This is a genomic window from Pseudomonas monteilii NBRC 103158 = DSM 14164, from assembly GCF_000730605.1.
Classification (GTDB): domain Bacteria; phylum Pseudomonadota; class Gammaproteobacteria; order Pseudomonadales; family Pseudomonadaceae; genus Aquipseudomonas; species Aquipseudomonas monteilii.
Genome location: NZ_BBIS01000008.1, coordinates 90577 through 117299, shown reverse-complemented (window position 1 = coordinate 117299; position 26723 = coordinate 90577). Strand labels below are relative to the sequence as shown.

General features: G+C 62.6%; 28 protein-coding genes. 12 read left to right on the top strand and 16 right to left on the bottom strand.

The features are described 5' to 3' along the window. Positions 1 to 63: 63 nt before the first annotated feature. Entirely contained in the window at positions 64 to 915 is an 852-nt protein-coding gene (gene purU / locus PM2_RS03060; RefSeq protein ID WP_016713625.1) for a formyltetrahydrofolate deformylase, read from the bottom strand. A gap of 285 nt (positions 916 to 1200) precedes the next feature. On the opposite strand from purU, the gene mvaT reads away from it, so the two are divergent. Beyond that, positions 1201 to 1578: a histone-like nucleoid-structuring protein MvaT gene (gene mvaT, locus PM2_RS03055; protein ID WP_016713624.1), complete on the top strand. Its 378-nt coding sequence runs from the start codon at positions 1201 to 1203 to the stop codon at positions 1576 to 1578. A 73-nt stretch (positions 1579 to 1651) separates the two neighbouring features. Here the strand turns inward: mvaT and sbcB are convergent, their stop codons facing one another. The 3 genes from sbcB to PM2_RS03040 all read right to left on the bottom strand — a co-directional run bounded on the left by sbcB (position 1652) and on the right by PM2_RS03040 (position 3997). Beyond that, positions 1652 to 3085, bottom strand: a complete 1434-nt coding sequence (sbcB, locus tag PM2_RS03050; protein WP_016713623.1) for an exodeoxyribonuclease I — start codon at positions 3083 to 3085, stop codon at positions 1652 to 1654. Positions 3086 to 3127: 42 nt separating this feature from the next. Continuing rightward, a complete protein-coding gene (locus PM2_RS03045; protein ID WP_016713622.1) occupies positions 3128 to 3487 on the bottom strand; it encodes a PilZ domain-containing protein in 360 nt (119 codons plus the stop codon). Positions 3488 to 3610: 123 nt separating this feature from the next. Next, positions 3611 to 3997 (bottom strand): tol-pal system YbgF family protein, encoded by a 387-nt coding sequence (locus PM2_RS03040; protein ID WP_028698591.1) that lies wholly within the window; start codon positions 3995 to 3997, stop codon positions 3611 to 3613. Between the two features lie 179 nt (positions 3998 to 4176). On the opposite strand from PM2_RS03040, the gene pyk reads away from it, so the two are divergent. Continuing rightward, positions 4177 to 5631 carry a pyruvate kinase gene (gene pyk, locus PM2_RS03035; RefSeq protein WP_016713620.1) on the top strand — a complete coding sequence of 485 codons (1455 nt, stop codon included), beginning with the start codon at positions 4177 to 4179 and terminating at the stop codon, positions 5629 to 5631. Between the two features lie 119 nt (positions 5632 to 5750). Here the strand turns inward: pyk and PM2_RS03030 are convergent, their stop codons facing one another. Beyond that, on the bottom strand, positions 5751 to 6671 hold the full coding sequence (locus PM2_RS03030; protein WP_028698592.1) for an iron-sulfur-binding ferredoxin reductase: 921 nt from the start codon (positions 6669 to 6671) through the stop codon (positions 5751 to 5753). Between the two features lie 248 nt (positions 6672 to 6919). On the opposite strand from PM2_RS03030, the gene PM2_RS03025 reads away from it, so the two are divergent. Then, positions 6920 to 8443, top strand: a complete 1524-nt coding sequence (locus tag PM2_RS03025) for a fumarate hydratase (RefSeq protein WP_012274004.1) — start codon at positions 6920 to 6922, stop codon at positions 8441 to 8443. 154 nt (positions 8444 to 8597) lie between these two features. Here PM2_RS03025 and PM2_RS03020 read toward each other — a convergent pair whose 3' ends face one another. Continuing rightward, a complete protein-coding gene (locus PM2_RS03020) occupies positions 8598 to 9188 on the bottom strand; it encodes a GNAT family N-acetyltransferase (protein WP_028698593.1) in 591 nt (196 codons plus the stop codon). Between the two features lie 115 nt (positions 9189 to 9303). On the opposite strand from PM2_RS03020, the gene PM2_RS03015 reads away from it, so the two are divergent. Then, positions 9304 to 9702 (top strand): nuclear transport factor 2 family protein, encoded by a 399-nt coding sequence (locus tag PM2_RS03015; RefSeq protein ID WP_016713617.1) that lies wholly within the window; start codon positions 9304 to 9306, stop codon positions 9700 to 9702. Between the two features lie 44 nt (positions 9703 to 9746). On the opposite strand, the gene PM2_RS03010 is transcribed toward PM2_RS03015, so the two are convergent. The 6 genes from PM2_RS03010 to PM2_RS02985 all read right to left on the bottom strand — a co-directional run bounded on the left by PM2_RS03010 (position 9747) and on the right by PM2_RS02985 (position 14490). Beyond that, positions 9747 to 10325 carry a DJ-1/PfpI family protein gene (locus PM2_RS03010; RefSeq protein ID WP_016713616.1) on the bottom strand — a complete coding sequence of 193 codons (579 nt, stop codon included), beginning with the start codon at positions 10323 to 10325 and terminating at the stop codon, positions 9747 to 9749. Positions 10326 to 10369: 44 nt separating this feature from the next. Next, complete coding sequence (locus PM2_RS03005) at positions 10370 to 11527, bottom strand: phospholipase D-like domain-containing protein (RefSeq protein WP_016713615.1); 1158 nt, start codon at positions 11525 to 11527, stop codon at positions 10370 to 10372. Between the two features lies 1 nt (position 11528). After that, positions 11529 to 12110, bottom strand: a complete 582-nt coding sequence (locus PM2_RS03000) for a YceI family protein (RefSeq protein WP_027609142.1) — start codon at positions 12108 to 12110, stop codon at positions 11529 to 11531. Between the two features lie 44 nt (positions 12111 to 12154). After that, entirely contained in the window at positions 12155 to 12451 is a 297-nt protein-coding gene (locus PM2_RS02995) for a hypothetical protein (protein ID WP_028698594.1), read from the bottom strand. Continuing rightward, a complete protein-coding gene (locus tag PM2_RS02990) occupies positions 12448 to 13527 on the bottom strand; it encodes a serine hydrolase domain-containing protein (RefSeq protein WP_033739895.1) in 1080 nt (359 codons plus the stop codon). The genes PM2_RS02995 and PM2_RS02990 overlap by 4 nt, the downstream gene beginning before the upstream one ends. A gap of 75 nt (positions 13528 to 13602) precedes the next feature. Beyond that, positions 13603 to 14490, bottom strand: coding sequence for an acyl-CoA dehydrogenase middle domain-containing protein (locus tag PM2_RS02985; RefSeq protein ID WP_028698596.1), 888 nt, complete (start codon positions 14488 to 14490; stop codon positions 13603 to 13605). A gap of 159 nt (positions 14491 to 14649) precedes the next feature. Here PM2_RS02985 and olsB point away from each other — a divergent pair, with 159 nt between their 5' ends. Together olsB and PM2_RS02975 are read left to right on the top strand one after the other, a co-directional pair. Next, complete coding sequence (olsB, locus tag PM2_RS02980) at positions 14650 to 15405, top strand: L-ornithine N(alpha)-acyltransferase (protein WP_016713610.1); 756 nt, start codon at positions 14650 to 14652, stop codon at positions 15403 to 15405. Further along, the gene (locus PM2_RS02975) at positions 15405 to 16193 is read left to right on the top strand and encodes a lysophospholipid acyltransferase family protein (RefSeq protein ID WP_028698597.1); all 789 of its coding nucleotides are present in this window, start codon (positions 15405 to 15407) and stop codon (positions 16191 to 16193) included. Before olsB ends, PM2_RS02975 begins: the two co-directional genes overlap by 1 nt. A gap of 70 nt (positions 16194 to 16263) precedes the next feature. On the opposite strand, the gene PM2_RS02970 is transcribed toward PM2_RS02975, so the two are convergent. After that, entirely contained in the window at positions 16264 to 16848 is a 585-nt protein-coding gene (locus PM2_RS02970) for an acyl carrier protein phosphodiesterase (RefSeq protein ID WP_016713608.1), read from the bottom strand. A 150-nt stretch (positions 16849 to 16998) separates the two neighbouring features. Here PM2_RS02970 and PM2_RS02965 point away from each other — a divergent pair, with 150 nt between their 5' ends. Both PM2_RS02965 and PM2_RS02960 read left to right on the top strand, forming a co-directional pair. After that, complete coding sequence (locus tag PM2_RS02965) at positions 16999 to 17301, top strand: ArsR/SmtB family transcription factor (protein WP_016713607.1); 303 nt, start codon at positions 16999 to 17001, stop codon at positions 17299 to 17301. A gap of 17 nt (positions 17302 to 17318) precedes the next feature. Then, positions 17319 to 18368 carry an alkene reductase gene (locus PM2_RS02960; protein WP_028698598.1) on the top strand — a complete coding sequence of 350 codons (1050 nt, stop codon included), beginning with the start codon at positions 17319 to 17321 and terminating at the stop codon, positions 18366 to 18368. A 67-nt stretch (positions 18369 to 18435) separates the two neighbouring features. Here the strand turns inward: PM2_RS02960 and PM2_RS02955 are convergent, their stop codons facing one another. The 3 genes from PM2_RS02955 to PM2_RS02945 all read right to left on the bottom strand — a co-directional run bounded on the left by PM2_RS02955 (position 18436) and on the right by PM2_RS02945 (position 21328). After that, entirely contained in the window at positions 18436 to 19305 is an 870-nt protein-coding gene (locus tag PM2_RS02955; protein WP_028698599.1) for a hypothetical protein, read from the bottom strand. Between the two features lie 87 nt (positions 19306 to 19392). Beyond that, positions 19393 to 20388, bottom strand: coding sequence for an NAD-dependent epimerase/dehydratase family protein (locus tag PM2_RS02950; protein ID WP_016713604.1), 996 nt, complete (start codon positions 20386 to 20388; stop codon positions 19393 to 19395). Positions 20389 to 20437: 49 nt separating this feature from the next. Next, positions 20438 to 21328, bottom strand: a complete 891-nt coding sequence (locus PM2_RS02945; protein ID WP_028698600.1) for a LysR family transcriptional regulator ArgP — start codon at positions 21326 to 21328, stop codon at positions 20438 to 20440. Between the two features lie 100 nt (positions 21329 to 21428). On the opposite strand from PM2_RS02945, the gene PM2_RS02940 reads away from it, so the two are divergent. The 4 genes from PM2_RS02940 (at position 21429) to PM2_RS02925 (ending at position 26718) form a co-directional block, all read left to right on the top strand. Continuing rightward, positions 21429 to 22028, top strand: a complete 600-nt coding sequence (locus PM2_RS02940) for a LysE/ArgO family amino acid transporter (protein WP_028698601.1) — start codon at positions 21429 to 21431, stop codon at positions 22026 to 22028. A 284-nt stretch (positions 22029 to 22312) separates the two neighbouring features. Further along, a complete protein-coding gene (locus PM2_RS02935) occupies positions 22313 to 22909 on the top strand; it encodes a superoxide dismutase (protein WP_012274023.1) in 597 nt (198 codons plus the stop codon). A 259-nt stretch (positions 22910 to 23168) separates the two neighbouring features. Continuing rightward, on the top strand, positions 23169 to 25223 hold the full coding sequence (locus tag PM2_RS02930; RefSeq protein WP_028698602.1) for a putative bifunctional diguanylate cyclase/phosphodiesterase: 2055 nt from the start codon (positions 23169 to 23171) through the stop codon (positions 25221 to 25223). A 157-nt stretch (positions 25224 to 25380) separates the two neighbouring features. Further along, positions 25381 to 26718, top strand: a complete 1338-nt coding sequence (locus PM2_RS02925; RefSeq protein WP_016713600.1) for an imelysin family protein — start codon at positions 25381 to 25383, stop codon at positions 26716 to 26718. The last annotated feature ends 5 nt before the right edge of the window (positions 26719 to 26723 follow it).

Sequence of the window (26723 nt, the reverse complement as noted above, 5' to 3'; positions counted from 1 at the left end):
TATTCCTTTCAGGATTCCCGGGGGCGCTTTGCGCCCCAGAGTCTCAGAGCCAACCAGCCAGTGTCAGTCAAACACCACGGTCTTGTTGCCATGCACCAGCACCCGGTCTTCCAGGTGATAACGCAGGCCTCGGGCCAGCACCATCTTTTCGACATCGCGGCCAAAGCGGACCATGTCTTCGATGCTGTCGGCATGGCTGACGCGTACCACGTCCTGCTCGATGATCGGGCCGGCGTCCAGCTCTTCGGTAACGTAGTGGCAGGTCGCACCGATCAGCTTCACGCCACGCAGAGCGGCCTGATGGTAAGGCTTGGCACCGACGAACGACGGCAGGAAGCTGTGGTGAATGTTGATCACCTTCTCGGCATAGTCCTGGCACAGTTGCGGCGGCAGGATTTGCATATAGCGGGCCAGCACTACCACGTCAGCGGCATGCTCATTGACCAGGCGCGACACTTCGGCAAAGGCCGGGGCCTTGTCCTTGGGGTCGACCGGTACATGGAAGAACGGAATACCGTGCCACTCGACCATGCTGCGCAGGTCGTTGTGGTTGGAGATCACGCAGGGGATCTCGCAGTCCAGTTCGTCTGTATGCCAGCGATGCAGCAGGTCGGCCAGGCAGTGCGACTCGCGGCTGGCCATCAGCACCACGCGCTTTTTCTGCGCCGAGTCGGTAATGCGCCAGGTCATGGAGAACTCTTCGGCAATTGGCGCAAACGCCTCGCGGAAGGCTTCGATACCGAACGGCAGCGATTCGGCGCGGATTTCATGGCGCATGAAGAACCAGCCGCTGTGCTCATCAGAGTGGTGGCTGGCCTCGTTGATCCAGCCATTGTACAAGGCCAGGAAATTACTGACTTTCGCCACGATGCCTACGCGGTCGGGGCAGGCGATCACCAGACGATAGGTGCGCATGAATGAGACTCCAGAACTTCGCAAAGGCGCCTATTCTAGCGGCCCGACAGAAAAAACGCAGTATTGATCGCAGCCGCGTGGGTCAATGCTGGCCTGCAAACGCAGCAGCGCGCTTTGACTGACAGACATGACGAAATAGCGGGCCTTTATGTAAATTTTTGTTCACGTGGAGAAATGTTGTCACAGCTTAATTAACAGTTAATTGTCCAATAGCATGTTTACTTGCGACTATCGCCTGTCTATTATTGCCCCACACATTTCTGAACACGCATTAAGGAACACTCCATGTCCCTGATCAACGAGTACCGCGCCACCGAAGAAGCCATCAAGGAACTTCAGGCCCGCCTGGCCAACCTGTCGCAGGATGACAAGCTGAAGAAAGAACTGGAGTTCGAAGGCAAACTGCGTGCACTGATGGGCGAGTACTCCAAGTCGCTGCGCGACGTGATTGCCCTGCTCGACCCAGAGTCGAAACTGAGCAAGGCACCTCGTGGTGCGGTCAAGGCTGTTGCCACCAAGCGTGCACGCAAGGTCAAGCAATACAAAAACCCGCACAACGGTGAAGTGATCGAAACCAAAGGCGGCAACCACAAAACCCTGAAAGAGTGGAAAGCCACTTGGGGTGGCGATGTGGTTGAAAGCTGGGCGACCCTGCTGGACTGATTGTCCATCTACGCCTTTTGCTTATCGCAACAAAAACGCCGGCACATCGCCGGCGTTTTTGTTTGTCTGGTGATCAGCCAACTGCAAATTGTGCCTGCAATTGCCGGGCATGCACTTGCCAAGCCTCCAGCACACGCCGGCCCGCTTCGTCCGCGCCCTCCCAGGCTTGCTGGCGTGCCTGCTCAAAGTCACCCAGCGTGTTCGGTGCCCCCCATCGCGGGTCGCTCAGGCGCTGCTGGCAGAAGCCATGCCAGCGCTGGCGTTCTTCGCTGTTCAAGGTGTCGGGGAAGTTACGCGCCCGGTAACGGAACAGCAGTTCGGGTAAGCGCGGGTCATCGAACATCCAGTGCCCATGGCTCAACTGCGCCGGTTCCAGCGCACGAACTTGCTCGCATAAGCGCCGGTCACGGTCGTCAATAAAACCCTCGTACAATTGCTGTTCCGGGTCCTCACTCGGGGCAAACTCATCCTTGCCATAGATGTGCTCCAGCTTGTCTTGCCATTGCGCCTGTTGATTGGCCAACTCTTCACCGCGCAATTGTAACAACGTCAAGTCCAGGCCCAATCGCTGTTGATCGACCGGGCGCAATACCGACAACGGCGCCAGTACCGGGCAGCGATTGATCTGCACCAATTTGAGCGGTACCGGTAATTCCCCCTCGGCCAATTCATCATGCCGGGTGTACAAACGCTGGCGCAAAACTTCAGCACTTTCCCGTAGTAACGGTAGGGTTTCCTGATGCAGGTCGCACACAATCAGTGCATTGCGATTACGCGGGTGCCAGGCCAGTGGCAATACGACACCCAGGTAACTACGCGCCGCCGAAAAGCGCCCGGATATATGCACCAGCGGCTGTAACAAACGGATGTGCTCCATCACTTTATGCTTACTGCGTAACTGGAACAGCCAGTCATACAATTTTGGCTGCTTTTGCCGAATCAGGCGGGCCAGGGCAATGGTTGCCCGTACGTCGGAAAGCGCTTCGTGGGCATGCCCGTGATCAATGCCATTGGCCTTGCTCAGCAGCTCCAGGCGCAGGCTGGTACGGCCGTCCTGCTGCGGCCATTCAATACCGTCCGGGCGCAAGGCATAGGCGGTACGCACGATATCGATCAGGTCCCAGCGGCTGTTGCCGCCCTGCCACTCACGGGCATAAGGGTCGAAAAAGTTGCGGTATAGACTGTAGCGGGTCACTTCATCGTCAAAGCGCAGGGTGTTGTAGCCGGCACCACAGGTGCCCGGTTGAGCCAGCTGTGCATGCACCCGGGTCATGAACTCGGCTTCGCACAACCCCTGCTCGGCCAGCAGCTGTGGCGTGATGCCGGTCACCAGGCAAGCGGCCGGATGCGGCAGGATATCGTCAGAGGGCCGGCAATAAAGGCTGATCGGCTCGTCAATCTCGTTGAGGTCAAAGTCAGTGCGCACACCGGCCACCTGCAGTGGGCGGTCGCAGCGCGGGTTGATGCCGGTGGTTTCGTAGTCGTGCCAGAAAATGCTGGAGGTCACGGGTTCGTCCTGTATCGAGGTCGACCCGATTCTAGCGCAGCCTCAGACAGAAGCGTTGGCGGGGTGGAAACTGAAGTAATCACGCAACGAATGCACGAACTCGTCGTATTCGCGCGGTGCCTGCAGCAGCATGAAGCCCGAATCATAGTGCCCGGGCGTCTGGTCTTCGCGGCACCACAGGCAACTGGCGGTGAGGTTGACGAACTGATGCCCCCCGCCGCCCAACGGCATGCGCAGTTGCAGCTCGTAATCCGGCCCGACCAGCACGGGCAGCTGGCTGATGACCATCAAGCCATCTTCGGAGGCATTGCCTAGCTGGCCGATTTCCTGGTTGGTAAACCGGTTGAACACCTTGAGGACACAAGGCAGCTGATGGCGTTCGATGTGGCGCTTGTTGAACATGATCGCAAGTGTATTCCGTACCTGATGCCAGGAATACAAGGAACTGGCGGTTGTTGTAACAGCTGAGTTACAGATTAGCGCAGCACGCGCTGCAAATCTCGTGAAATAAACCACACCTTGGTGTTAGCGCCAAGGTACGGTAGTCACCGGCTTGGCCACCGCCGTTTCACCGTCGCGCAAATGGCCCAGTTTCTCCAGCGTCTGCAGGCGGGCCTGGGCGCGATAGGCATACTCGTTGCCTGGATACTGCTGGATCAGGTACTGATAGGTCTGCGCGGCATCCACATAAAGCGCCTGGCGCTCCAGGCATTGGCCGCGTAGCAGCGACACCTCAGGGTGGATGAATGGCCGCGCACGGCTGGTGCGGTCGACCTGCGACAGTTCCAGCATGACCCGGGCGCAATCGCCACGGTCGTAGGCACGGTAGGCATTGTTCAGGTGGTGGTCCATGGACCAGCGGGTACAGCCGACGACGCTGGCGGCCAGGGCTAAAACGATCAGGGCTCGCATGGGGATCTCCTTTGATGCCTGTTTATCGGCCAACGCCAACAAATCTTCACAGCGTTTTGCAAGCATACCCTGCCCGTTCAAATGCCACCCTGCCTTGGTCGCAGGTAGTGCAACGGAACAATGACTACAGCGAGATTCAGGAGTAGCCTTTCGCTGCGCTTCACTATAGGAGTCTGTGCATGAGCATCCGCCGTACCAAAATCGTCGCCACCCTTGGCCCCGCCAGCAACTCGCCGGAAGTGATCGAACAGCTGATCCTCGCCGGCCTGGACGTGGCACGTCTGAACTTCTCCCACGGCACTCCGGACGAGCACAAGGCCCGCGCGCGCCTGATCCGTGACATCGCCGCCAAGAACGGCCGCCATGTAGCATTGCTGGGCGACCTGCAGGGTCCGAAGATCCGCATCGCCAAGTTCGCCAACAAGCGCATCGAATTGAAGATCGGTGACAAGTTCACCTTCTCTACCGCCCACCCGCTGACCGAAGGCAACCAGGACATCGTCGGTATCGACTACCCCGACCTGGTCAAAGACTGCGGCGTCGGTGACGAACTGCTGCTGGACGATGGCCGCGTGGTCATGCGCGTCGAAACCGCCACTGCAGATGCCCTGCACTGCGTGGTGATCATCGGTGGCCCACTGTCGGACCACAAAGGCATCAACCGCAAAGGTGGCGGCCTGACTGCTCCGGCCCTGACCGAAAAAGACAAGGCCGACATCAAGCTGGCTGCGGAAATGGACCTGGACTACCTGGCCGTGTCCTTCCCGCGTGACGCCAGCGACATGGAATACGCGCGCAAGCTGCGTGACGAAGCCGGTGGCAGCGCCTGGCTGGTAGCCAAGATCGAACGCGCCGAAGCGGTTGCCGACGACGAGACCCTCGACAAGCTGATCGCCGCCTCCGACGCGGTGATGGTTGCCCGTGGCGACCTGGGCGTGGAAATCGGCGATGCCGAGCTGATCGCGATCCAGAAGAAGATCATCCAGCACGCCCGCCGCAACAACAAAGCGGTGATCGTGGCGACCCAGATGATGGAGTCGATGATCCAGAACCCGATGCCGACCCGTGCCGAAGTGTCCGACGTGGCCAACGCCGTGCTGGACAATACCGACGCGGTGATGCTGTCGGCTGAAAGTGCTGCCGGTTCGTACCCGATCGAAGCCGTTCAGGCCATGGCCCGCATCTGCCTGGGCGCTGAAAAGCACCCGACGAGCCAGAAGTCCAGCCACCGCCTGCACACCACCTTCGAGCGTTGCGACGAAAGCATCGCCCTGGCGGCCATGTACACCGCCAACCACTTCCCGGGCGTGAAGGCGATCATCGCCCTGACCGAAAGCGGCTACACCCCGCTGATCATGTCGCGCCTGCGTTCGCACGTGCCGATCTTCGCCCTGTCGCCGCACCGCGCCACCCAGGCACGCGCCAACATGTTCCGTGGCGTGTACCCGATCGCCTTCGACCCGGCTTCGCTGCCGGCCGACAAGGTAAGCCAGGCCGCAGTCGACGAACTGCTCAAGCGTGGCTTGGTAGAGCAAGGTGACTGGGTGATCCTGACCAAGGGTGACAGCTACCACACCATCGGTGGCACCAACGGGATGAAGATCCTGCACGTTGGTGACCCGCTGGTCGGCTGATAGCCCTCGGGGTCCGCTTGACGGCCTCATCGCGACCTTCGGTCGCTCCTACAGGGGATCGCAATTCTCTGTAGGAGCGACCGAAGGTCGCGATGAGGCCGGTACAATCAACACATGCCTCAGGCATGCTCGACAAATACATCGGCAAACACCTGCCCCCGCGGCACCCCGGCAATGAACAGGCGCCGCGCAAACCGCTCGACACTCCCCGGTGCCCCACACACCAGTACCACCGTCTGCCGTGACGTCGGCCGTAACCCCGCCAGCGCCTCCTCCATCTGCTCCGCCAATACCAACCCGACAGTCACACCTGCCATTTCCTGCAACGGCCCAGCCAGATAATGCCCGGCGCTGTCACCCGCCACATGCAGCACCCGAATCTCGCCGCGATGCCCCTGCCGCACCGCCTCGCGCAGGATGCCCCACAACGGCGCAAGCCCGGTGCCCGCAGCCAGCAGCCATAGAGGCCGATCCTGCCAGTCCGGATCGTAATGCAACGCACCGCCTCTGAACTCACCCAGGCGCAGCACATCACCCAGCCGCAAGCCACGGGCCTTGTCGCAGAAAGCGCCAGGGCGCTGGCAATCGATGTGGAACTCCAGAAAGTCCTCTTCCCCCGGCAGACTGGCCAGCGAATACGGCCGCGCCACCGAACCATTCCACAACACCACATGCTGCCCCGCCTGGTAACGCACCGCCCGCTCAGGCCGCAGCCGCACGCGCAATACATCACCGAACCAGTCCAACGCACAGACATGGGCCGGCACGCCATCGCGCTGCGGGTCGAACAGCGCCACCTGCAGGTCCTCGACCACCCGACACTGGCAGGCCAGGCGCCAGCCCAGGGCATGCTTGTCCAGCGCCAGGGCCTCGGGCAAGGCGTCCAGCGGTTGCCCGGCCAGGCAATGCACCAGGCAGGCATGGCAACTGCCGGCGCGGCAGCTGTAAGGCACGTTGAGCCCGGCATCGTTCAAGGCATCGAGCAGGTTGCTGCCGGTTGGCACCGCCCAGCGGCGCTCGCCCACGCAAAGTTCGGGCATGGTTGGTCGTTCTCCACAAATCACAGTCCACTGTAAGCCAAGCGCGCAATGGCAGCAAAAAGGATGCCCAACCACTGCCGACCATGGTCCAGACCGGCCGCAGGTGTGCCCGGCACGGATGCGCGCTATACTGCCGCGCCTTTTTCCGTCGGCCTGACCTGCCGGCGCCTTGCAAGGCGCTTCGACACGCTGGTCGGCACCGTCGAGCGCCTTAATGAATGTTCCCGTCTTTAAGAGGAGCGCGCTGCATGACCGTGATCAAGCAAGACGACCTGATTCAGAGCGTCGCCGACGCCCTGCAATTCATTTCGTACTACCACCCCGTCGATTTCATCCAGGCCATGCACGAGGCCTACCTGCGTGAAGAGTCGCCCGCTGCTCGCGATTCCATCGCCCAGATCCTGATCAACTCGCGCATGTGCGCCACCGGCCACCGCCCGATCTGCCAGGACACCGGTATCGTCACCGTGTTCGTGCGCGTGGGCATGGACGTGCGCTGGGACGGCGCTACCCTGAGCGTCGACGACATGATCAACGAAGGTGTGCGTCGCGCCTACAACCTGCCGGAAAACGTCCTGCGCGCTTCGATCCTGGCCGACCCGGCCGGTGCCCGCAAGAACACCAAGGACAACACCCCAGCGGTCATCCACTACTCGATCGTCCCTGGCGACAAAGTGGAAGTGGACGTGGCTGCCAAAGGCGGTGGTTCCGAGAACAAGTCGAAGATGGCCATGCTCAACCCGTCCGACTCGATCGTCGACTGGGTACTGAAAACCGTCCCGACCATGGGCGCTGGCTGGTGCCCGCCTGGCATGCTCGGCATCGGCATCGGCGGTACCGCCGAGAAAGCCGCCGTCATGGCCAAGGAAGTGTTGATGGAGTCCATCGACATCCATGAGCTGAAAGCCCGTGGCCCGCAGAACCGCCTCGAAGAAATCCGTCTGGAGCTGTTCGAGAAGGTCAACCAACTGGGCATCGGCGCCCAGGGCCTGGGTGGCCTGACCACCGTGCTCGACGTCAAGATCATGGATTACCCGACTCACGCCGCCTCGCTGCCGGTGTGCATGATCCCCAACTGCGCCGCTACCCGCCACGCCCATTTCGTGCTCGATGGCTCCGGCCCGGCCGAGCTGGAAGCACCGTCGCTGGACGCTTACCCGGAAATCGTCTGGGAAGCCGGCCCGAGCGCCCGTCGCGTCAACCTCGACGACATCACCCCGGAAGAAGTCGCCAGCTGGAAGCCGGGCGAGACCATCCTGCTCAACGGCAAGATGCTGACCGGCCGCGATGCTGCGCACAAGCGCATGGTCGAGATGCTCAACCGTGGCGAAGAGCTGCCAGTAGACCTGAAAGGCCGCTTCATCTACTACGTAGGCCCGGTCGACCCGGTCGGTGACGAAGTGGTAGGCCCAGCCGGCCCGACCACCGCTACCCGCATGGACAAGTTCACCCGCCAGATCCTTGAGCAAACCGGCCTGCTGGGCATGATCGGCAAGTCCGAGCGTGGCCCGACCGCCATCGAAGCGATCAAGGATAACAAAGCCGTCTACCTGATGGCCGTGGGTGGCGCTGCCTACCTGGTGGCCCAGGCCATCCGCAAGTCGAAGGTCCTGGCCTTCGCCGAGCTGGGCATGGAAGCGATCTACGAGTTCGAGGTCAAGGACATGCCGGTGACCGTTGCCGTAGACAGCAACGGTGAGTCGGTACACATCACTGGCCCTGCCCTGTGGCAGAGCAAGATTGCCCAGAGCCTGGCAGTCGAAGTGAAGTAAGCCTGATGTAACTGCGGCGGCCCCTTCGCGGGCTTGCCCACTCCCACAGGGACAGCGCAGGCCTCAGGGCTAGGCGATACCTGTGGGAGCGGGCAAGCCCGCGAAGGGGCCGTCGTTGTTTCCACAGGACTCTAGGTACAGGCCGCCACGCTGCTCAAATCGGCAGCTCCTTGAGCCAGTAGGACATCAGTTTGTCGGTGCTTTCCGTCTCATCCAGGTCTCGCCAGGCAAAGCTTGTGCGCAACGATGGGTCGTGCAGAAAACCACGGTTACGCCAGAAGCCGTGCAATGGTTTGTAGTCTGCTGGCCGTCTGGGGTGCACGCCTGGCCGCTCGACCGCACAGAATGCGCAGTAATCAAATTCGGCCAGCTTGTGCGCGTAAGATTCACGTTCGATGAAGAAGCGCACCCCCAGGCCCTGACCACGGTATTCCGGCAGTACCAGCGACCCACCGAAGTAGTACACGCTGGCCGGGTCACGCCCTTGGGCCAGGAACGGCTGCTGGAACTCGGGGGCTACATCCACCAATGGCAAGCCGGTGGAGGCGCCAACCACCTTGCCGTTGTCCAGTGCCAGCACCGCCAGGCTGCGCCCGGAGCGGGCATAGGTAGCGAGGTGGTCGGCCTCGTATTCCGGAGTGCCGTCGTAAAGGTAGGGGAACTCGCGAAACACGCTAAGGCGCAGGCGAGCAAGGTCATCGATGTAAGGCGCGATAGCGGCGCCGTGCAACAGGCGTATTTCCATGCTTGGCGGTCGTTTTGTCGATGTGGATGACGCGCTCGGCTAAGCCGGGCTTGAGGGGAAACCCTATCATCCGGGGCGACGACCGGCCTTTTCCCTACACGACAGGTATTGTTCCATGACCGCTACCGAACTGGTAAATGCTTACTACGCCGCCTTCAACGCCGGTGACCTGCAGGGCTTTCTGGCACTACTGAGCGAGGATGTGATCCACGACATCAACCAGGGCGAGCGGCAGATGGGCAAGGCCCGGTTTGCCGCGTTCATGGACAAGATGAACCGCTGCTACCGCGAGCGCCTGGCCGACATCGTGGTGATGCAGAACGCCGATGGCAGCCGTGCGGCGGCAGAGTTCACGGTACACGGTGAATACCTGGCCGATGACGAAGGACTGCCAGCGGCCAACGGGCAGACCTATGTGCTGTCGGCGGGGGCTTTCTTCTATATCCACTGCGGCAAGATTGCCCGGGTGACCAACTACTACAACCTCAATGACTGGGTTGAGCAGGTTGCCTAAGCCTGTACCGGCCTCTTCGCGGGCAAGCCCGCGAAGAGGCCCGGTCAGGCAATACGAGTACCTAACACCTTGAGGAAGGCAGCCAGCCACGCAGGGTGCGCTGGCCATGCCGGTGCCGTCACCAGATTGCCATCCACATGGGCCTGGTCCACCGCTATATCAATGAACGTCCCACCCGCCAACCGCACTTCCGGCGCACACGCCGGGTACGCGCTGCATTCACGCCCTTCCAGCACACCCGCCGCCGCCAGCAATTGGGCGCCATGGCACACCGCCGCAATCGGCTTGCCGGCCTGGTCGAACGCCCGCACCAGCTCCAGCACTTTTTCATCCAGGCGCAGGTACTCTGGCGCACGGCCCCCGGGGATCAACAGCGCGTCATAACGCTCGGCCCGCACGCGCACGAAGTCATAATTCAGGGCAAAGTTGTGCCCCGGCTTTTCGCTGTAGGTCTGCTCACCCTCAAAATCATGAATAGCGGTGCGTACCGTCTGCCCCGCCAGTTTTTCCGGGCACACCGCATGCACCGTGTGGCCGACCATGCTCAAGGCCTGGAACGGCACCATCGCCTCGTAGTCCTCGACGTAATCGCCCACCAGCATCAGGATCTTCTTCGCCGTCATCGCACCCACTCCTTCGGTTAACAGATACTGCACGATAGCCCCTGTCAGTCACGGCGGTCGAGCAAGTTGACCACCAGCCGGTCGATCCATCCCCAGATCCGCTGCTTCACCCTGCGCCACAGCGGCCGGGCATGCCAGTGGTCGAGGTCGACTTCCTCGCTCAAGGCAAAGTCACGCTCGAAGCTGGCCACCACAGCCGCCGTCAGTGGCGGGTCCAGCGCCTCGATGTTGGCTTCAAGGTTGAAGCGCAGGTTCCAGTGGTCGAAGTTGCACGAACCGACGCTGACCCAGTCATCTACCACGGCCATCTTCAGGTGCAGGAAGCACGGCTGGTACTCGAAAATCCGCACCCCGGCACGCAGCAGCCGTGGGTAGTAGCGGTGCCCGGCGTAGCGTACCGACGGGTGGTCCGTACGTGGGCCGGTCAGCAACAGGCGCACATCAAGCCCTTTGCTGGCAGCACGGCGTAACGAACGGCGCACGCTCCAGGTCGGCAGAAAGTAAGGTGTGGCCAGCCATACCCGCTGCTTGCCACTGTTCAGCGCCCGCACCAACGAATGCAGAATGTCCTGGTGCTGGCGGGCGTCGGCATAGGCCACTCGCCCCATGCCTTGCCCATGCGCAGGCAGTTTGGGCAGGCGCGGCAAGCCAAAGCCCTCGGCGGGGCGCCAGGCGGTGCGGCGGTTGTTGGCGGACCACTGGCGGTCAAACAGCAGTTGCCAGTCGGTAACCACCGGCCCCTGGATCTGCACCATCACCTCATGCCATTCGCTGGTCGCATCGCCCGGCGTCCAGAACTCGTCGGTAACGCCCGTGCCGCCCACCACTGCCCAGCGTTCATCCACCAGCAGCAGTTTGCGGTGGTCGCGGTACAGGTTGCGCAGGCCGCGCTTCCAGCGCAGGCGGTTATACCAACGCAGGTACACGCCGGCCTCCAGCAGGCGCTGGCGCAAGGTGCTGTTGAACGCCAGCGAGCCATAGTCATCGAACAGGCAGCGCACCCGTACACCGCGCCGTGCGGCCTGTTCCAACGCCTCGACCACGGCTTCGGCACACGCGCCAGCCTCGACCAGATACAACTCCAGATCGACCTGGAACTCAGCACGCACGATCGCCGTGAGCATGCGCGGAAAGAACTCGGGGCCGTCGATCAGCAGTTCGAACTGGTTACCATCCCGCCAGGGGAAGACCGGCCCCGGCATGTCAGCGGGCGGTAAAGATCAGCACCGCGCTAACCGGCACCGACGGGTTGATGGACTTGAGCCCGGCGAGCTTGCGCAGGGTTTGCAGCCCAGGCAGCAGGCCGAAATCCTCGGCACGTAGCACTAGAGGTTCGAGGGTTACCACCTGAAAGCGTCGCTCATCCAGACGCGTGGCCAGCAGCAGGGCGTTGTAGCTGTGCGACTGGCCATGCAGGGTAACGGTAAGCGGCAGGCGCAGTTCGATCTGGGCACCGTTGGCGAGGTCGTTGATTGGCCGCAGGTCCAGTTGCGCCTGCACCTTGGCTTCGGCAAAACGTTCGACCTCGAACAGGTCGTCACGCATACGCTCGTCACGCAGCGGGATGCCGCTGCTGACCGAATCCATCTCGATACTCAAGCCGGCCGCGCCCTTGCGGTCGACCTTGCCATGCAGCACCAGAAAGCGATGCACCTCGGCCGTGTCACCGTTCTTGCCGGTAATGAACGACAGGCGCGACGATTCGCCATCGAGGTGCCAATTGGCGTGGGCGGGCAGGCACAAAGCCAGCAGCAGGGCGGGCAAAAGACGGGGCAGCTTGAACATGACAGATCTCGTGAAACCAGGCCGCCAACCTTACCCGCCCGCCTTCATGGCAGCAAGCGGCAGCCCTCGCGCGGGCCCAGCCAGACAGCCTGGTTGCGCCGCCCCAGGCCCTCGGCAGTGATGTGCCGCTGCGGGGTGTTTTCTTCAAGCAGGCTCAGCGGCAGCCACTGTTTTACATAGCCTTGGCAATACGCCTGCTCGAAGCCCATGACGAAGCGGCACGAGCAGTATTCCTTGGCCGAGTAGGCCGAGAGGATACCGGGGAAGTCTGCCAGGGCCTGACGCTCGTACCAGGCCCAGAACACCAGCCCTGGCAACACCAGTAGCAGTACGCGCTTCATGCCCCCTCCCCGGCCAGTGCGGCCAGCACTCGCTTGAGCAGTTCGTCATGCTGGTAAGCGCCGTCCCGGTCATCGGCATAGCGCACGATCACCAGCTTTTGCGTGGGCAAGATGTACAGCGCCTGGCCCCAATGGCCCAGGGCGGCGAAGGTGTCTGCGGGCGCATTTGGCCAGGGCCGCGTAGCGCCGGCCAACGGCTGGTTGAGCCACCAGTGGCCGCCTGGGTTGGCCTCTGCGGGGACAAGTTCGGCATGGGCAAACGGTGTACGGTTGAAGGCCACCCAGGCCTTGGGTAGCAGTTGCCGACCTTGCCACCGCCCCTCCCGTTGCATCAGCAAGCCGATACGGGCCAGGTCACGGGCACTGAGGTAGAGGTAGGAAGAGCCCACGTAGGTGCCCGCCTGGTCACGTTCCCACACCGCGCTGTCGATACCCAGCGGGGTGAATAATGCGTGCCAGGGGTATTCGGCGTACTGCCCGGCATCGAGCATGCCGCGCAGTGCGGCGGCCAGCAGGTTGCTGTCGCCACTGGAATAGAGGAACCGCTGGCCGGGGCTGGCCGTCGCACCCCGTGCTGCCGTGTAAGCCGCCATGTCTTCGTGGCCACGGGTATACAGCATGGCCACCACCGAGGACTTGAGCGGGGCATATTCGTAGTCTTCCTGCCAGTCCAGGCCACTGGCCCAGTGCAGCAGGTCGGTCATGCGCACGCCCGGGTGGGTGCGCATGGCGGGATAGAAGCGTGTAACCGGATCTTGCAGCTGGAAGCGTCTCTCTCCTTGGGCCACGCCCATCAGCGTGGCGAGCACGCTTTTGCTGACCGACCAGGTCAGGTGTGCGGTGGCGGCAGTGGTGGGGGCGGCATAGCGTTCGTGGAGGATGCGGCCGTCGCGGATGATCAGCAGGGCGTCGGTGCGGATGCCGCTGCGATCAGGGGTGCGGGCGGGGAAGGCGTAAGTGTCGACGGCTTGCCAGTTGAGGGTGTCAGGGTCGGTCTGCCACTGCGGATCAGGCCAGTCCTCGGCCTCGGCGGTTGCCATAGCCATGCAAAAAAGCAGCAGCAGACCTTTCAGCATCCGGTTCAAGGCTCGCAAATTTGGGGCTGCTGCGCAGCCCCTGGAGTCAGAAGTTCATGAAAAACTATCAGGCATTCATGACAATCCCGCAGCAGCCCAAGCTTTGTTCAGCCGCTTCTCCCGGGCCGCCGCCGCCAGCGCCATCACCCCTTGGTCCCGCTGCCAGATCTGCGCCCAATGCGCCGGCCCCGCTGCCAGTGCCGCATCAACCTCCCCCCGCAACGCCTGGAACTGCGCAAACAACCCACCCAGCAGCAAATGGCACCCCACACTGTCGGCACACTGCCGGCTGCCCTCGGCACACCCGGCCAGCAACCCAAGCAATTGCAGCCGCAACCCCTGCGGCCAGGCGCACTCCTGTCCGACGCCATATAACCAGGCCGTCAACGCCGCCAGCACATACAAGTCTTCCAGCGAGCGGAACGGTTTCACATAGGCATCCCAACCGTCACCGGCCAGCAACTCGCATGCGGCTTGCTCCAGCACCAGCCGGCCATGGCCCACTTCCGGCATCAACGGCAGGACTGGTAGCGGCTCCAGCGTTACACCCGGCTCCCCGGGATAGACCACCGCCAGGTTCAACTGTGGCGCCGCGCCAGCCGCCTCGCTACGTGCCGCCACCAGTAGCCACTCGGCATCCAGCCCGGCCGTGACGAAATCCTTGCTGCCCGTGAGCCGCAAGTTGTCGAGCCGCGTATGCATGTCCGCTGGCCGCACGCTGCGCCGCTCGGTGGCGCACAGGGCGCCGAGGCTTGGCGGGGCACTGGGCCATAGCACGCGCAAGGCTGCCTGGTAACCCACCAAGAACGCCAGGCCCGGCGTGACCATCGCACGCCCGCCCAACACCGCCAGTTCAAAAGGGGCAACCGGGCCGAGGCGCTCAAGCAGCGCGGCGTAGGTTTCGCCCAGGGTGCCCGCCAGCGCTTGGCGAAGCGGGTCGTTCAGACGTTGCAACCAGGCCATGTGACGGCTCCTTGCTGGGGCTTTCTGGTCGAGGTTTTAGGGGTGTCACGCAAGCATCACCAAAGATTCACAGGGGTGACACCGCGCCTACCTAGGCTGACTTTGCACAACAAAGCCGACCGGCCGCAACCCTTCATGGCTGGCTTATGGAGACTCGCAATGACTCGGATCGCTCTCTCTGGCGACAACAGCACTGAACGCCGTCTGCAAGCCGAACGCCTGGTTGGCGCCACGGCGCTGCAAGAGGCCCAGGCCCTGCGCTACAAAGTGTTCAGCGCAGAATTCAAGGCCAAGCTCAAGGGTGCCGAGCAAGGTTTGGACATGGACGACTACGACGTGCATTGCCGCCATATCGGTGTTCGCGACCTGAGCACCGGCGAGCTGGTCGCCACCACCCGTCTGCTCGACCACCAGGCCGCCAGCAGCCTGGGCCGCTTCTACAGTGAAGAAGAATTTCGCCTGCACGGTCTTTTGCAGCTGCAAGGGCCTATCCTCGAACTGGGCCGAACCTGCGTCGCCCCCGACTACCGCAACGGCGGCACCATTGCCGTGCTGTGGGGCGAACTGGCCGAAGTGCTCAACGAGGGCCGCTACAGCTACCTGATGGGCTGTGCCAGCATCCCCATGCAAGACGGCGGCGTGCAGGCCCATGCCGTGATGCAGCGCCTGCGTGACCGTTACCTGTGCACCGAGCACCTGCGCGCCGAGCCGAAGAACCCGCTGCCGAACCTGGCCCTTCCGGGTAACGTCATCGCCGAAATGCCACCGTTGCTCAAGGCCTACATGCGCCTGGGCGCAAAAATTTGCGGCGAGCCGTGCTGGGACGAAGACTTCCAGGTGGCTGACGTGTTCATCCTGCTCAAGCGCGACGAACTTTGCCCGCGCTACGCTCGCCACTTCAAGGCGGCAGTCTGATGCCGAAGCTGCGGGTAATGGCCCGCCTGGCTCGACTGCTGCTGGTGCTGTTGCTGGGCATGTTGATGGCCAGCCTGATCGCCCTTGGCGAACGCTTGGGCTACAAGGCCCCCATCGAACGCCGCCAGCGCTGGACCTGCCTGTTCATGAAACGCCTGGTCGCCGCCCTGCCCTTCGACATACGTGTGGTGGGCGAACTGCCGCAGCGGCCGATGCTGTGGGTGAGTAACCATGTTTCCTGGACCGACATCCCCTTGCTGGGCATGCTGCTGCCACTCTCGTTCCTGTCCAAGGCCGAAGTGCGTCACTGGCCGGTGGCCGGCTGGCTGGCGGAAAAAGCCGGAACGCTGTTCATTCGACGTGGCGGTGGCGACAGCCAGCGCCTGCGCGAGCAGATCGCCGGGCAACTGGGCCTGGCCCGGCCGCTGCTGATCTTCCCCGAAGGCACCACCACCAGCGGTCGCACCTTGCGCACCTTCCACGGCCGGCTGCTGGCAGGCGCCATCGACCGGGGTGTGGCGGTGCAGCCGGTGGCTATCCAGTACTTGCGCGATGGCCAGATCGACCCGATTGCGCCGTTCATTGGCGATGACGATTTGGTGTCACACCTGATGCGCCTGTTCGCCCAGCCACGGGGGGAGGTTTGCATTCACCTGCTGGCGCCAATTGGCAGTGTAGGTAAAGAGCGGGCGGTGCTGGCGTTGCAGGCGCAAAAGGCAATTCACCTGGCGTTGTTTGGGGTTGAGGAAGTCGAGCTGGCGCCACGGCGGCAAGCGCGGGCTGCCTGAGGATTTGCACTACCAGTGCTGGCCCTTTCGCGGGTAAACCCGCGAAGAGGCCGGCACTACAAATACAGAACTAACTGTCAGACATCCGCCCCGCCGCCGCAAACGCCTGCAACTGCGGGTAAAACTCCCGGAAGTCCGCCATCAGCGGCTCATACAAACGCTCCAGCTCCCCCATCACACCGGCCATCCCTTCCGGCCGGGACAGTCTCCGGGCAATGCCGTTGAACACCTGCTCCAGCGTGGCAAAATCGCCATACGCCCCCAGCCAGTCATCCGCCGCCATGAACGGCGCAATCCGTGCCAGCCGCCCCGGCAGCTCGGGCTCCGCCAACAACACCCGATAAAAATCACCGGTGAACTGCGCCAGCGGTTGCTCGGCATAATCCTGCCAATGCCGCGCCAGGCAGTGGTCAAAAAACACATCCAGCACAATGCCCGCAAAGCGCCGCCGCTCGCGCGCAAAGCGCGCCAGTGCAGCCAGCACCAACGGGTGCTGGTCGGTGTAGCTGTCGATATGCCGGTGCAACCGTATGGCCGCTTCCAGCGCAGGCGGGAAGCGCCCTTCCAGCGAACCTTTGACAAAGTCGCCATACAGGCTGCCAAGCAGTTGTTGCGGCGCCGGGCCGCCCAGGTGCAGGTGCGCAAGGTAGTTCATGCGCGCAGTCTAGCACCGCTCGCCCCTATATCGTCATAACGCGATATAGCGATTTGTGCTCAGCTCAGAACCTCTTCATATTTGTATATCGGGAACGGACGATTTACATTTCGCTCCATCGCGATATACCGCTACAACGAGCCTCAACCCATGCCTCTCGATCTCGACGAAATCATAAAAGCGCTGGCCCACCCGGTCAGGCGAGAAATCCTCAGCTGGCTGAAAGACCCGGCAACGCAGTTCCCCGACCAGTACCACAGCACCGAAAACGGTGTGTGTGCCGGGCAGATCGACCAACGCTGCGGCCTGTCGCAGTCGACCGTCTCTGCCCACCTGGCCACCTTGCAGCGCGCCGGGCTGATCCGCAGCCAGAAGATCGGCCAATGGCACTTCTTCAAACGCGACGAAGCCACCATCGAGGCGTTCCTCGAACAACTGCGCCAAGCACTTTGACAAAGCAGGTAACCGCTATGACCACGCTTTTCGATCCGATCACCCTGGGCGACCTGCAACTGCCCAACCGCATCATCATGGCCCCACTCACCCGCTGCCGTGCCGACGAAGGCCGCGTGCCCAATGCGCTGATGGCCGAATACTACGTGCAGCGCGCCAGCGCCGGGCTAATCCTCAGCGAGGCGACGTCAGTCAGTGCCATGGGGGTCGGCTACCCGGATACCCCCGGTATCTGGAACGATGAGCAGGTACGTGGCTGGAACAACGTCACCAAGGCTGTGCATGCCGCAGGCGGACGCATCTTCCTGCAACTGTGGCACGTTGGCCGTATCTCCCACCCCAGCTACCTGAACGGCGAGCTGCCGGTGGCCCCCAGCGCGATCCAGCCCAAGGGGCATGTAAGCCTGGTGCGCCCGTTGAGTGACTACCCCACCCCACGCGCGCTGGAAACCGAAGAAATCATCGACATCGTCGAGGCCTACCGCAGCGGTGCCGAGAATGCCAAGGCGGCTGGCTTTGATGGTGTAGAAATCCACGGCGCCAACGGTTACCTGCTCGACCAGTTCCTGCAAAGCAGCACCAACCAGCGCACCGACCGCTATGGCGGCTCACTGGAAAACCGTGCACGCCTGCTGCTGGAAGTGACCGATGCGGCCATTGAAGTGTGGGGCGCGAACCGCGTGGGCGTGCACCTGGCACCGCGTGCCGATGCGCACGACATGGGCGATGCCGACCGCGCCGAAACCTTTACCTACGTGGCCCGTGAGCTGGGCAAGCGTGGCATTGCCTTTATCTGCTCGCGGGAAAAGGAAGCCGATGACAGCATTGGTCCACTGATCAAGGAAGCGTTTGGGGGCCCGTACATCGTCAATGAGCGGTTTGACAAAGGCAGTGCCAATGCGGCGCTAGCCAGCGGCAAGGCCGATGCTGTGGCGTTTGGCGTGCCGTTCATCGCCAACCCTGATTTGCCGGCGCGGCTGGCGGCGGATGCGCCACTGAACGAGGCGCGGCCCGAGACCTTCTATGGCAGGGGGCCGGTGGGGTACATCGATTACCCTCGGTTGTAATCGAGATTGCCGGGGCCGCTTTGCGGCCTTGTGCCGCGAATGGAGGGCAACGCCCTCCCCTGCGGTGTCACTGCCGGGCGTTGATCTGCTGTTGCAGGTTCTGAATCTGACTCTGCAAGGTATTCAGGTTCCGGGTCATCTGAGCTCGGAAGGCATCGAACTCCTGCACCGAAGCACCACCGGACGCCGCCGCAGCCGGGCGGTTGTCGATCTGGCTCTTGAGCACCAGCATGTCCTGCTCCAGGCCTTGAATGGCAGCGCTCGGGTTCCCCTGCTTCTTCAGCGCTGCTATATCGCTGCCCAGGCTCTTGAGCTGCACATCCAGCTTGCCGCCATCCACCTGCGCGGCTTTCAGCGCGGCAACCTGCTCGTTCAGCCCCTTGAGCTGGGCATCCAGCTTGCCCCCATCCACCTGGCCCGAACGCAGCGCGGCCAGTTCGCCATTCACCAGCTTCAACTGCGCCTGTAACTGGCTTTGCAGCTCGGTCACAGCCTTCTGCTGTTCACGGGTATCGGCCAGCACCTGCTCCAGGCGTTTGCCCAGGTCACCGGTCTGCCCGGCCACACCTTTCTGCAACTGACGCAGTTGAAGCTTCAATGCCTCGCTGCTGGTGGTAGCGCCAGACTCGCTGGCATCCACCTTGCCGCTGATCGCCTGCAGGCGCCCGGCCGCTTCTTCACTGATGCGGGCAAAACTTTCCTGGGTCGCCACCAGTTGCTGCTCCATCAACGAGATCTGCTGGAAGCTCCACCAACCCAGGCCTACCAAGGCGATGAACGAAGCACCGAGCAACGCCCACAACGGCGCCGTGCTTGGCCCGCGCGCGGCCTTCTGGCGTCTGCGCACGACGTGCGCCGGCATCAGTTCGTCATCATCAACGGTGCCCGCCCGCAAGGTAGGCACGTCATCGTAGTCATCGTGAGCATGGTTACGCATGGATACATTCAACCGCGGTAGTCGCAAAGAGGCACGAGTATAAACCGCCAGCGCGGCGCATTGATGACCATTGTCAGCCCTGCGGCTTCACTGCCCCGGCGGCAGGTGCTTCCACCAGCCACAGAATTCATCCAGCGCTGTCCACAGGCTGACCTTGGGCTGGTAGTCCAGATACTGCCGGGCGCGGCTGATATCCAGGGTGAAATCGCGGCTCATCACCTGCATCCCCAGGCGCGACAAGGTCGGTTGCGGACGCCCTGGCCACAGCATGCAGGCCGCCTCGTTCAGCGCGGCCAGGCTGTAGGCCAGGCCGTAGGAACGGTAGCGGGTAACCTGCGGCAGCTGCATCTGGCGCATCACGTAGTTGACTACATCCCATAGCGGCAGCGGCTGGCCGTTGCTGATGTTATAGGCCTGGCCCAGCGCCCTATCGTCGGCGAACAAGGCGCTGAGCAGCGCCTCGTTAAGGTTGTGCACACTGGTGAAGTCAACTTTGTTCAGGCCATTGCCGATGATTGCCACGCGGCCTTTGCGCTGCATCTGCATCAGCTTCGGGAAAATGCTGGCATCACCGGCGCCCGTGACGAAGCGCGGGCGCAGCGCCAGCACTTCCAGGCCAAACTCCTGCGCGCCGAATACTTTCTGCTCGGCCAGGTGCTTGGTTTGCCCGTAGTGGTCGTGGAAGCGGCGCGGTACCTGGTCTTCACGGACATCCAGGCGCGAACGGCCATTGAAATAGATCGACGGCGACGACAGGTGCACCAGGCGCCTTACATGCTCCTTCAGGCAGCCCTCGACCACGTTCTCGGTAACCACCACGTTGCCTTGATAGAAGTCCTGGTAGCGCCCCCAGTTGCCCACCGCGCCAGCGCAGTGCACCACGGCCTCGACGCCCTGGCACAAGCGACGGGCCAGCTCGGCATCGCTCAGGTCGCCAGGGATGAACTGGGCGCCGCGCTTGACCAGGTGCTCGACCCCTTCGGCGCGGCGGCCGCTGACCCGCACGTCCAGGCCCTGCTCCAGGGCAAAGCGCGCAAAGCGCCCGCCGATGAAGCCGCTCGCACCGGTGACCAGAATTCGCATGTAAGACTCCGTCTTGCCAGATTTCAGATGCAACTGACGCCAGCCGTGGCTACAAGGGCACCAGCCATTGCCGTGCGGTGTACCGCAGGTGGTCGGTCAGTTGCGCGAGCAATTGCCCGCCATTGCGCCAATGATGCCAGTACAGCGGCACATCGATAGGGGTATCGCGGCAGATTTCCACCAACTGCCCGCTGGCCAGTTGCTCCCGGGCCTGCAATTCGGGCACCAGCCCCCAGCCCAGGCCGGCCTCGGTCATGCGCAGGAAGCCTTCGGAGGACGGGCACAGGTGATGCAGAAAACCGTCCTCGATGCCCAGCGATGCCAGATAGCGATGCTGCAGGAAGTCGTCCGGGCCGTACACGATCGCCGGGGTACGGGCCAGGCGGCTGGCGACAAAACCCTTGGGAAAATGCCGCACCATGAACCCGGGGCTAGCCAGTGCCCGGTAGCGCATGGCGCCCAGTGGCTGGCTGCGTGCCCCCGCTACCGGGCGCTCACTGCCACACAGGCAGGCCGCCACTTCGCCGGCACGCATACGTTTGAGGCCCACTTCCTGGTCTTCTACCACCAAGTCGGTCAAAACGTTCTGCTGTGCGCAGAAATCCCCCACCGCGCCGGCCCACCAAGTGGCCAGGCTGTCGGCGTTGAGGGCGATACGCAGGCGCTCCGGCATACCCTCTTCGTCCAGCGCCGGCACCTGGCGCTGCAAGTCACGTTCAAGCAGGCGCACCTGCTGCACATGGTTGAGCAACTGGCGGCCTACCTCGGTCGGGCCAGGCGGCGTGGCACGCACCAGCACTGGCTGGCCGACCCGTGCCTCCAGCAGCTTGATGCGCTGGGAAATGGCCGACTGCGACAAGCCCAGCACTTGCGCCGCACGCTCGAACCCGCCCTGTTCGATCACCGCCGCGAGGGCGGCCAGCAGCTTGTAGTCGAACATCGATTTCTCTAATGCCTTATCAGCTTTATTTGTTTTTCTTATACAGCGCCGGTCATCACAATAGCCAGCATCTTTTATGACCTTTCTGGAGAGCCCCACCATGTGGCAAAGCTATCTCAACGGCATGCTGGTGGCCTTCGGCCTGATCATGGCCATCGGCGCACAGAACGCCTTTGTCCTCGCCCAGAGCCTGCGCCGGGAACATCACTTGCCCGTGGCGGCGCTGTGCATCGTCTGTGACGCCATACTGGTGGCTGCCGGTGTGTTTGGCCTGGCCACGGTACTGGCGCACAACCCAACCTTGCTGGCGGTCGCGCGCTGGGGCGGCGCGGTGTTCCTGATCTGGTACGGCGCCAAGGCACTGCGCAGCGCCTGCTCCAGGCAGAGCCTGCAGCACCAGGAAGGCCAAGGCATGCGCTCACGCCGCGCAGTGCTGCTAAGCGCCCTGGCAGTGACGCTGCTGAACCCACACGTGTACCTCGACACGGTGTTGCTGATCGGCTCGCTGGGCGCCCAGCAGGCCGCCCCCGGTGCCTACGTGGCGGGCGCGGCCAGTGCTTCGCTGCTGTGGTTCTCCACCCTGGCCATCGGCGCAGCCTGGCTGGCACCGTGGCTGGCCCGCCCGGCAACCTGGCGCATGCTCGACCTGATGGTGGCGGTGATGATGTTCGCGGTGGCGGCGCAGTTGATCTTCAACTGACCCTGGGCTTGTCACAACATTTCTAGCGCCTGGCAGATCGAGCGCCGCGCGGGCGGCGCTCAATCTGCCAGGCGCCACAAGGGGTAAGCCGAACACCACCGGTCGGCACACCCCAACCGCTCTGGAACCTCTATTCCCTATGTTTGTTGCGTGGTTATGCGCCGGGGCTGGTGCTATGATCGGGCCCTTGCGTCGCAAAGAGTACAAACTCGCCGACGTACATAGGGCCGCCCGTGATCGGCCCTGCGCAAACCGCGAACTAGACCTGAATCAGGAGATCCACCATGGCTTTTGAATTGCCGCCGCTGCCGTACGCCCACGATGCCCTGCAGCCGCACATCTCCAAGGAAACCCTGGAGTTTCACCACGACAAGCACCACAACACCTATGTCGTGAACCTGAACAACCTAGTCCCAGGCACCGAATTCGAAGGCAAGACCCTGGAAGAGATCGTCAAGACCTCTTCGGGCGGCATCTTCAACAACGCCGCTCAAGTCTGGAACCACACCTTCTACTGGAACTGCCTGGCGCCTAACGCCGGTGGCCAACCGACCGGTGCCCTGGCTGACGCCATCAACGCCGCTTTCGGTTCCTTCGACAAGTTCAAGGAAGAGTTCACCAAGACTTCGGTTGGCACCTTCGGTTCCGGCTGGGGCTGGCTGGTGAAGAAAGCTGACGGTTCCCTGGCCCTGGCCAGCACCATCGGCGCCGGTTGCCCGCTGACCAGCGGCGACACCCCGCTGCTGACCTGCGACGTCTGGGAACACGCCTACTACATCGACTACCGCAACCTGCGTCCGAAGTACGTCGAGGCGTTCTGGAACCTGGTCAACTGGGCCTTCGTTGCCGAACAGTTCGAAGGCAAGACCTTCAAGGCCTGAGTCATTCAGCCCTGAACATGAAGACCCGGCCCTGTGCCGGGTTTTTTTATGCCAATACCGGCCTCCCGCGCCCACGAAAGCCAACACGGTTTTGCTTGCTCAGCCCGTATAGCGCGCTAACATCAAACCTCTGGAAGATTGACACAGCGCATTCAAGTTGCGGGGTCAGGCAACCGATAAACTGCTCATGATCGGCCGATAGTGTATCGTCATCGTTGATGGCAAAATGATGCCATGCGCATGGATTAAGGAAACCCCATTGAAGCTGGAATTGCGGAACAGCTTGTCGGTCAAGTTGCTCAGGGTCGTGCTGCTGTCGGCGCTGGCAGTCGGCGTGGTGCTCAGCTGTGCGCAAATCGTCTACGACACCTACAAGACCCGCCAGGCCGTTAACAACGATGCCCAGCGCATCCTCGACATGTTCCGTGACCCTTCCACCCAGGCGGTGTACAGCCTCGACCGCGAAATGGGCATGCAGGTGATGGAAGGCCTGTTCCAGGACGAATCGGTGCGTATGGCCTCCATTGGGCACCCCAACGAAACCATGCTGGCCGAAAAGTCGCGCCCGCTGCAGGACATGTCCATGCGCTGGCTGACCGATCTTATCCTCGGCCAGGAACGCACCTACACCACACAACTGGTCGGCCGTGGCCCTTACAGCGAATACTACGGCGACCTCAGCATCACCCTCGACACGTCGTCCTACGGCGAAGATTTCCTGATCAACGCGGTAATCATCTTCATTTCCGGCGTGTTGCGGGCCTTGGCCATGGGCCTGGTGCTGTACCTGGTATACCACTGGCTGCTGACCAAGCCGCTGTCCAAGATCATCGAGCACCTCACTCAGATCAACCCCGACCGCCCCAGTCAACACCAGATACCGCTGCTCAAGGGCCACGAGAAGAACGAACTGGGCCTGTGGGTCAACACCGCCAACCAGTTGCTGGCCTCGATCGAGCGCAACACCCACCTGCGTCACGAGGCCGAAAACAGCCTGCAACGCATGGCCCAGTACGATTTCCTCACCGGCCTGCCCAACCGCCAGCAACTGCAGCAGCAACTGGACAAGATCCTCGTCGACGGCGGTCGCCTGCAGCACCGTGTGGCAGTGTTGTGCGTGGGTCTCGACGACTTCAAGGGCATCAACGAGCAATTCAGCTACCAGGTGGGCGACCAGTTGCTGCTGGCCCTGGCTGACCGCCTGCGCGCCCACAGTGGCCGTCTGGGTGCCTTGGCGCGACTGGGCGGTGACCAGTTTGCCCTGGTGCAAGCCAATATCGAGCAGCCCTACGAGGCAGCCGAACTGGCGCAAAGCATCCTCGACGACCTGGAAGTGCCGTTCGACCTCGACCACCACCAGCAGATCCGCCTGCGCGCCACCATCGGCATTACCCTGTTCCCCGAAGACGGCGACAGCACCGAGAAACTGCTGCAAAAAGCCGAACAGACCATGACCTTGGCCAAGGCCCGTTCGCGCAACCGCTACCAGTTCTATATCGCCAGCGTCGACAGCGAGATGCGCCGCCGCCGCGAGCTGGAAAAAGACCTGCGCGAAGCCCTGCAATGCAACCAGCTGTACCTGGTTTATCAGCCACAAATCAGCTACCGCGACCACCGCGTGGTCGGCGTGGAGGCGCTGCTGCGCTGGCAGCACCCGGAGCTGGGGATGGTGCCGCCAGACCAGTTCATCCCGTTGGCCGAGCAAAACGGCAGCATCATCAGCATCGGCGAATGGGTACTGGACCAAGCCTGCCGGCAACTGCGCGAATGGCACGACCAGGGCTTCAGCGAGCTGCGCATGGCGGTCAACCTGTCGACCGTACAGCTGCACCACAGCGAGCTGCCACGGGTGGTCAACAACCTGCTGCAGGCTTATCGCCTGCCGCCGCGCAGCCTGGAGCTGGAAGTCACCGAAACCGGCCTGATGGAAGACATCAGCACCGCTGCCCAGCATCTGCTGAGCCTGCGCCGTTCCGGGGCACTGATTGCCATCGACGACTTCGGCACCGGCTATTCGTCGCTCAGTTACCTGAAATCGCTGCCGCTGGACAAGATCAAGATCGACAAGAGCTTCGTCCAGGACCTGCTCGACGACGATGACGACGCCACCATCGTTCGCGCCATCATCCAGCTGGGCAAGAGCCTGGGCATGCAGGTGATCGCCGAAGGCGTGGAAACCGCCGAGCAGGAAACCTACATCGTTGCCCAGGGCTGCCACGAGGGCCAGGGCTACCACTACAGCAAGCCGCTGTCGGCCCGCGAGCTGACCAGTTTCCTGAAGCAGGCGCAGCGTCACCAAGTTTCGATGTTCTGAGCACGCCTGCCCGGTTACACGCCTTTACCGCCATTTACATGAATTGCACGCCGCCTCTTTACAGCAAATGCAAATCTTTCGCATGATGTTGCGGTTTCGCGTGCCACGGCGCACGGTCCACCCCTTGGTCCAACCACACGACGCAGGAAAACCAACAATGATTCGAATGCCTCTGGCCTCCGCCAGTCTGCTGGCCATTGCCATCGCTCTCGCCGGCTGCGGTGAAGGCAAGGACGACAAAGCCGCCGCGCCGCAAGCCCAGGCACCTGCTGTCGCCAGCACCACCGCTGCCGCGCCCGGGGCTGTCGACGAAGCCGCCGGCAAAGCCGTGGTCAAGCATTACGCCGAAATGGTTCATGCTGTGTACAGCGACTCGCTGAGCACCGCCAAAACCCTGCAGACCGCAGTGGACGCGTTCCTGGCCAAGCCCAACGACGAAACCCTGAAGGCTGCCAAGCAAGCCTGGTTCGCCGCGCGCGTTCCGTACCTGCAGTCCGAAGCCTTCCGCTTCGGCAACACCATCATCGACGACTGGGAAGGCCAGGTGAACGCCTGGCCCCTGGACGAAGGCCTGATCGACTATGTCGACAAGAGCTACGAGCATGCCCTGGGCAACCCGGCCGCCGGCGCCAACATCATCGCCAACACCGAGATCCAGGTGGGCGAGGAGAAGGTCGACGTCAAGGACATTACCCCAGAGAAACTGGCAAGCCTGAACGAACTGGCTGGCTCCGAGGCCAACGTTGCCACGGGCTATCACGCCATCGAATTCCTGCTCTGGGGCCAGGACCTGAACGGCACCGGCCCAGGCGCTGGCAACCGCCCGGCATCCGACTACCTGGAAGGCCAGGGCGCCACCGGTGGCCACAACGAGCGCCGCCGTGCCTACCTGAAAGCCGTTACCCAGCTGCTGGTTACCGACCTTGAAGAAATGGTCGGCAACTGGGCGCCGAACGTCGCCGACAACTACCGCGCCAAGCTGGAAGCGGAGCCTGTCAACGACGGCCTGCGCAAGATGCTGTTCGGCATGGGCAGCCTGTCGCTGGGCGAACTGGCGGGCGAGCGCATGAAGGTTTCGCTGGAAGCCAACTCGCCGGAAGACGAGCAGGACTGCTTCAGCGACAACACCCACTACTCGCACTTCTACGACGCCAAGGGTATCCGCAACGTCTACCTGGGCGAGTACATCCGCCCGGACGGTACCAAGGTGACCGGCCCAAGCCTGTCGTCGCTGGTAGCCAAGGTCGACCCGGCCGCCGACGCCACCCTCAAGGCCGACCTGGAAGCCACCGAAGCCAAGATCCAGGTAATGGTCGACCACGCCCTTAAAGGCGAGCACTACGACCAGCTGATCGCGGCCGACAACGCTGCCGGCAACCAGATCGTGCGTGACGCGATCGCCGCACTGGTCAAGCAGACCGGTGCAATCGAGCAGGCGGCTGGCAAGCTGGGTATTGCCAACCTGAACCCGGACACTGCAGATCACGAATTCTGATCTTG

What these genes read in the sequence shown, in the direction of transcription:
- purU (WP_016713625.1), bottom strand. Translation starts at nt 915, where the DNA reads ATGCGCACCTATCGTCTGGTGATCGCCTGCCCCGACCGCGTAGGCATC.
- mvaT (WP_016713624.1), top strand. Translation starts at nt 1,201, where the DNA reads ATGTCCCTGATCAACGAGTACCGCGCCACCGAAGAAGCCATCAAGGAA.
- PM2_RS03045 (WP_016713622.1), bottom strand. Translation starts at nt 3,487, where the DNA reads ATGTTCAACAAGCGCCACATCGAACGCCATCAGCTGCCTTGTGTCCTC.
- PM2_RS03040 (WP_028698591.1), bottom strand. Translation starts at nt 3,997, where the DNA reads ATGCGAGCCCTGATCGTTTTAGCCCTGGCCGCCAGCGTCGTCGGCTGT.
- pyk (WP_016713620.1), top strand. Translation starts at nt 4,177, where the DNA reads ATGAGCATCCGCCGTACCAAAATCGTCGCCACCCTTGGCCCCGCCAGC.
- PM2_RS03030 (WP_028698592.1), bottom strand. Translation starts at nt 6,671, where the DNA reads ATGCCCGAACTTTGCGTGGGCGAGCGCCGCTGGGCGGTGCCAACCGGC.
- PM2_RS03025 (WP_012274004.1), top strand. Translation starts at nt 6,920, where the DNA reads ATGACCGTGATCAAGCAAGACGACCTGATTCAGAGCGTCGCCGACGCC.
- PM2_RS03020 (WP_028698593.1), bottom strand. Translation starts at nt 9,188, where the DNA reads ATGGAAATACGCCTGTTGCACGGCGCCGCTATCGCGCCTTACATCGAT.
- PM2_RS03015 (WP_016713617.1), top strand. Translation starts at nt 9,304, where the DNA reads ATGACCGCTACCGAACTGGTAAATGCTTACTACGCCGCCTTCAACGCC.
- PM2_RS03010 (WP_016713616.1), bottom strand. Translation starts at nt 10,325, where the DNA reads ATGACGGCGAAGAAGATCCTGATGCTGGTGGGCGATTACGTCGAGGAC.
- PM2_RS03005 (WP_016713615.1), bottom strand. Translation starts at nt 11,527, where the DNA reads ATGCCGGGGCCGGTCTTCCCCTGGCGGGATGGTAACCAGTTCGAACTG.
- PM2_RS03000 (WP_027609142.1), bottom strand. Translation starts at nt 12,110, where the DNA reads ATGTTCAAGCTGCCCCGTCTTTTGCCCGCCCTGCTGCTGGCTTTGTGC.
- PM2_RS02995 (WP_028698594.1), bottom strand. Translation starts at nt 12,451, where the DNA reads ATGAAGCGCGTACTGCTACTGGTGTTGCCAGGGCTGGTGTTCTGGGCC.
- PM2_RS02990 (WP_033739895.1), bottom strand. Translation starts at nt 13,527, where the DNA reads ATGCTGAAAGGTCTGCTGCTGCTTTTTTGCATGGCTATGGCAACCGCC.
- PM2_RS02985 (WP_028698596.1), bottom strand. Translation starts at nt 14,490, where the DNA reads ATGGCCTGGTTGCAACGTCTGAACGACCCGCTTCGCCAAGCGCTGGCG.
- olsB (WP_016713610.1), top strand. Translation starts at nt 14,650, where the DNA reads ATGACTCGGATCGCTCTCTCTGGCGACAACAGCACTGAACGCCGTCTG.
- PM2_RS02975 (WP_028698597.1), top strand. Translation starts at nt 15,405, where the DNA reads ATGCCGAAGCTGCGGGTAATGGCCCGCCTGGCTCGACTGCTGCTGGTG.
- PM2_RS02970 (WP_016713608.1), bottom strand. Translation starts at nt 16,848, where the DNA reads ATGAACTACCTTGCGCACCTGCACCTGGGCGGCCCGGCGCCGCAACAA.
- PM2_RS02965 (WP_016713607.1), top strand. Translation starts at nt 16,999, where the DNA reads ATGCCTCTCGATCTCGACGAAATCATAAAAGCGCTGGCCCACCCGGTC.
- PM2_RS02960 (WP_028698598.1), top strand. Translation starts at nt 17,319, where the DNA reads ATGACCACGCTTTTCGATCCGATCACCCTGGGCGACCTGCAACTGCCC.
- PM2_RS02955 (WP_028698599.1), bottom strand. Translation starts at nt 19,305, where the DNA reads ATGCGTAACCATGCTCACGATGACTACGATGACGTGCCTACCTTGCGG.
- PM2_RS02950 (WP_016713604.1), bottom strand. Translation starts at nt 20,388, where the DNA reads ATGCGAATTCTGGTCACCGGTGCGAGCGGCTTCATCGGCGGGCGCTTT.
- PM2_RS02945 (WP_028698600.1), bottom strand. Translation starts at nt 21,328, where the DNA reads ATGTTCGACTACAAGCTGCTGGCCGCCCTCGCGGCGGTGATCGAACAG.
- PM2_RS02940 (WP_028698601.1), top strand. Translation starts at nt 21,429, where the DNA reads ATGTGGCAAAGCTATCTCAACGGCATGCTGGTGGCCTTCGGCCTGATC.
- PM2_RS02935 (WP_012274023.1), top strand. Translation starts at nt 22,313, where the DNA reads ATGGCTTTTGAATTGCCGCCGCTGCCGTACGCCCACGATGCCCTGCAG.
- PM2_RS02925 (WP_016713600.1), top strand. Translation starts at nt 25,381, where the DNA reads ATGATTCGAATGCCTCTGGCCTCCGCCAGTCTGCTGGCCATTGCCATC.